Raw genomic sequence first — 3065 nt, 5'->3', positions numbered from 1 at the left:
AGTGCATGAAGCGCCATCGCCATCAGGAGTTCATCCGCTTCCTCAATGTGATCGAGGCAAGAATGCCAGCAAAGCTCGCGATTCACGTGATCGTCGACAACTACGCCGCGCACAAGCATCCTAAAGTCCTGGAATGGCTCGCCCGCCACCCGCGTTTTGTCTTCCACTTCACCCCAACTTCGGCTTCCTGGCTCAACGCCGTCGAAGGCTTGTTCGCGCTCTTGGCCAAGCGGCGCCTCAAACGCGGCGTCTTCCGTTCCCTCGTAAGCGTGCGTTGAGGACCGCGGATTTTGCCATTGACGGCGCGGCTTGTGCGTGACGGGGCGGCTACGCGGCGGCCTTTTGCTGGCGCACGTGGTTCCAGTTCCACGGCAGGAGTTCGTCGAGCCTCTGGATTTTGTGATCGTTGATGCGGGCGAGCACGTCGGCGAGCCAGGCCTGCGGATCGATCTCGTTGAGTTTGGCCGTTTGAATGAGTGTCAGCATGACTGCGGCGCGTGCGCCGCCGCGATCGGAGCCGGCGAAGAGCCATGACTTTCTGCCAAGCGCAATCCCGCGCAGCGCGCGTTCGGCCGCATTGTTGCTCACGCAGATACGTCCATCTTCAAGGAAGCGAGTGAAGGCGTCGATGCGCTTGAGCATGTAGTCAAAAGCCTTGGCGACGTCGTTGTGACGCGAGAGTTTGCCGCGCTCCCGCTTCATCCAATCGATGAGGTCATGGACCAGCGGCGCGATGTCCTTGCGGCGCGCGGCCAGGCGCTCTTCAGGCGACGAGCCATTGATCGAACGCTCCAGCGCGAAGATGGCGTCGAACTTTTGAACTGCCTCGAACGCGATCGGCGAGATCGTCGTCGGCTTCCCCTTGCGCACCTTGGAGGCGATGTCGGCGAGCTCGAACAGCTTGCGCCGCGCGTGCGCCCAGCATCCCGCTTGCGTGATCGGCCCTCCTTTTCGATCCGGCGCGTAGAGCGCATTGAAGCCGCCGTAGGCATCGGCCTGAAGGATCCCGGCATAGCCGGCGAGATGCTGCTCGGGATGGATGCCGGCACGATCCGATGAGTAGAAGAACACGGCGGCTGGCGGCGCACGACCGCCAAACGGGCGGTCGTCACGCACATAGGTCCAAATCCGTCCGGTGCGGCACTTGCCCTTCTCCAGCACCGGCACCGTGGTGTCGTCGCCGTGAAGGCGCTCGGCGGCGAACACGTGCGCCTTGATCAGCTCGTGGAGCGGCATCAACGTCGCCGCGCAGGCACCGACATGATCCGCCATGGTCGACACCGACAGCTCGATCCCCTCGCGTGCATATTGCTCGCTCTGCCGGTTGAGCGGCTGATGGTTGGCGTACTTCTCCACCAGCATCATCGCCAGCAAGCTCGGGCCCGCAAAGCCGCGCGCGATCGCGTGGAACGGCGCCGGTGGCTGAGTGATCGTCTCGCACGACCGGCAGCTGAATTTCTCCCGCACATGCTCGGTCACGAACCATTGCCGCGGGACGACATCGAGCGTCTCGGTGACATCCTCGCCGATCTTCGACAGATTGCTGCCACCACAGCATGGGCAAGTGGTCGGGGCCGCGTGCACGACTCGCCGACGCGGCAGATCGGCCGGAAAGTTGCGCCGCGTCGCTGAGCGCCGCGTGAAGCCCCGCACCTCGACGGACTTCGTCTCGGCTTTCGCCTCGTCCTCTCCGGCAGCCGCAACCAGCTCCTCGAGCTGTAATTCCAATTGATCGATGAGCCGCTGGCTGCGCTCAGAGCGCGGACCGAACTTGTCGCGCTGCATCTTGGCGATTACCAACTGCAGGTGCTCGATCAAAGCTTGTGCGCCCACGAGCTTGGCGCGCGTCTCGACCAGCGCCGCCTTCAGAGCATCGGTGCCGTCGGGAAGATGATCAGCGGGCCCAGCCATGGCCGCGACACCAACACAATCCGCTGATTCGCGCGATAAATCTCGCGCCGTGAGTCAATGAGTCGCGGCTTGTTCAGCCCTCCGCTCAGGCTTCGACAAGCTCAGCCGGCCGCCGCGGGACGGAATGTGTGTTGGGGATTCCGCCAGTCGATTCCGTCGAGCATGTAGGCGAGCTGTGAAGCCGAGATCGAGACGACGCCGGACGTGGCCGATGGCCAAATGAATCGGCCACGCTCCAGCCGCTTGGCATAAAGCGACATGCCGACCCCATCATGCCAGAGAATCTTGATCAGCGAACCGCTGCGCCCGCGAAACACGTAGAGATCGCCGGCATGCGGGTCGCGCTTGAGCCCCTCCTGCACCTGCAGAGCCAAGCTCTGCATTCCGCGCCGCATGTCGGTATGCCCGGCTGCGATCCACACGCGAACGCCGGATGAAAGCGGGATCATCGCGCCAACGCTTTGATAATCGCGGTCGCCAGTTCCGTGGGCGCCGTCGCCGCAATGCGCACGCGAATGTCCCGGCCAAGCTCGATCTCCACAACCGGCACATCCGGCCGTGATCGCTCGCCAGGCTCCGGCGCGACCACTACCTCGGCAAATCCTCCCCCAGCAGTCCGAAGCTCTTTCCGCCACCGGTAAATCTGCCCGGCAACCACCTCCCGGCGCCGCGCCACGTCGCAAACCGACGCACCCGGCGCAAACGCCTCCGCAACGATCGACCGCTTCTGTTCCGCGCTCCACCGCCGACGCCGCTCCGGGCCCGACAGCACCTCAACTCGGCTCATCGCACCGTCTCTTGCACTGGTGCAAGCGAGGGTGCTTGCACCAGTGTCGAGAGATCGCATCAGACCAACGATCGCAAGGCGGCCGCTATCGGACGGTTACTCTCAAGCTCGAGATCGAGAAGCTGCGGCGTCAGCTTTACGGCACCCGCTCGGAACGCAAGGCGCGACTGCTGGAGCAGATGGAGCTTGCGCTTGAAGAGCTGGAAGCGGCAGCGACTGAAGACGAGCTGGCGGCCGAGAAGGCAGCGGCGCGAACGCAAACCGTGCAGTCGTTCCAACGTAAGCGGCCTGCCCGCAAGCCCTTTCCGGCGCATCTGCCGCGCGAGCGGGTTGTCATTGCGGCACCGGAGAGCTGTCCGTGCTGCGG

3 protein-coding genes and 2 pseudogenes are annotated in these 3065 nt (G+C 64.1%); 2 read left to right on the top strand and 3 right to left on the bottom strand.

All coding sequences use genetic code 11. The features are described from left to right. Window positions 1-275: pseudogene (locus VKR55_RS24165) on the top strand (transposase); the annotation flags it as partial. 52 nt (window positions 276-327) lie between these two features. Here the strand turns inward: VKR55_RS24165 and tnpC are convergent. The 3 genes from tnpC to tnpA all read right to left on the bottom strand — a co-directional run bounded on the left by tnpC (window position 328) and on the right by tnpA (window position 2698). Beyond that, window positions 328-1911, bottom strand: a complete 1584-nt coding sequence (gene tnpC, locus VKR55_RS24160) for an IS66 family transposase (protein WP_324407299.1) — start codon at window positions 1909-1911, stop codon at window positions 328-330. A gap of 101 nt (window positions 1912-2012) precedes the next feature. Next, a complete protein-coding gene (tnpB, locus tag VKR55_RS24155; RefSeq protein ID WP_324407297.1) occupies window positions 2013-2360 on the bottom strand; it encodes an IS66 family insertion sequence element accessory protein TnpB in 348 nt (115 codons plus the stop codon). Then, window positions 2357-2698, bottom strand: coding sequence for an IS66-like element accessory protein TnpA (gene tnpA / locus VKR55_RS24150; protein WP_324407295.1), 342 nt, complete (start codon window positions 2696-2698; stop codon window positions 2357-2359). The genes tnpB and tnpA overlap by 4 nt, the downstream gene beginning before the upstream one ends. Window positions 2699-2796: 98 nt before the next feature. Between tnpA and VKR55_RS24145 the strand changes: the two are divergent. Then, window positions 2797-3065, top strand: a pseudogene (locus VKR55_RS24145) (transposase domain-containing protein); the annotation flags it as partial.

It is taken from the genome of Bradyrhizobium sp. (assembly GCF_035309285.1).
Lineage (GTDB): Bacteria > Pseudomonadota > Alphaproteobacteria > Rhizobiales > Xanthobacteraceae > Bradyrhizobium.
This window is presented reverse-complemented; position numbering and strand designations above follow the sequence as displayed.

What these genes read in the sequence shown, in the direction of transcription:
- tnpC (WP_324407299.1), bottom strand. Translation starts at nt 1,911, where the DNA reads ATGGCTGGGCCCGCTGATCATCTTCCCGACGGCACCGATGCTCTGAAG.
- tnpA (WP_324407295.1), bottom strand. Translation starts at nt 2,698, where the DNA reads ATGAGCCGAGTTGAGGTGCTGTCGGGCCCGGAGCGGCGTCGGCGGTGG.
- tnpB (WP_324407297.1), bottom strand. Translation starts at nt 2,360, where the DNA reads ATGATCCCGCTTTCATCCGGCGTTCGCGTGTGGATCGCAGCCGGGCAT.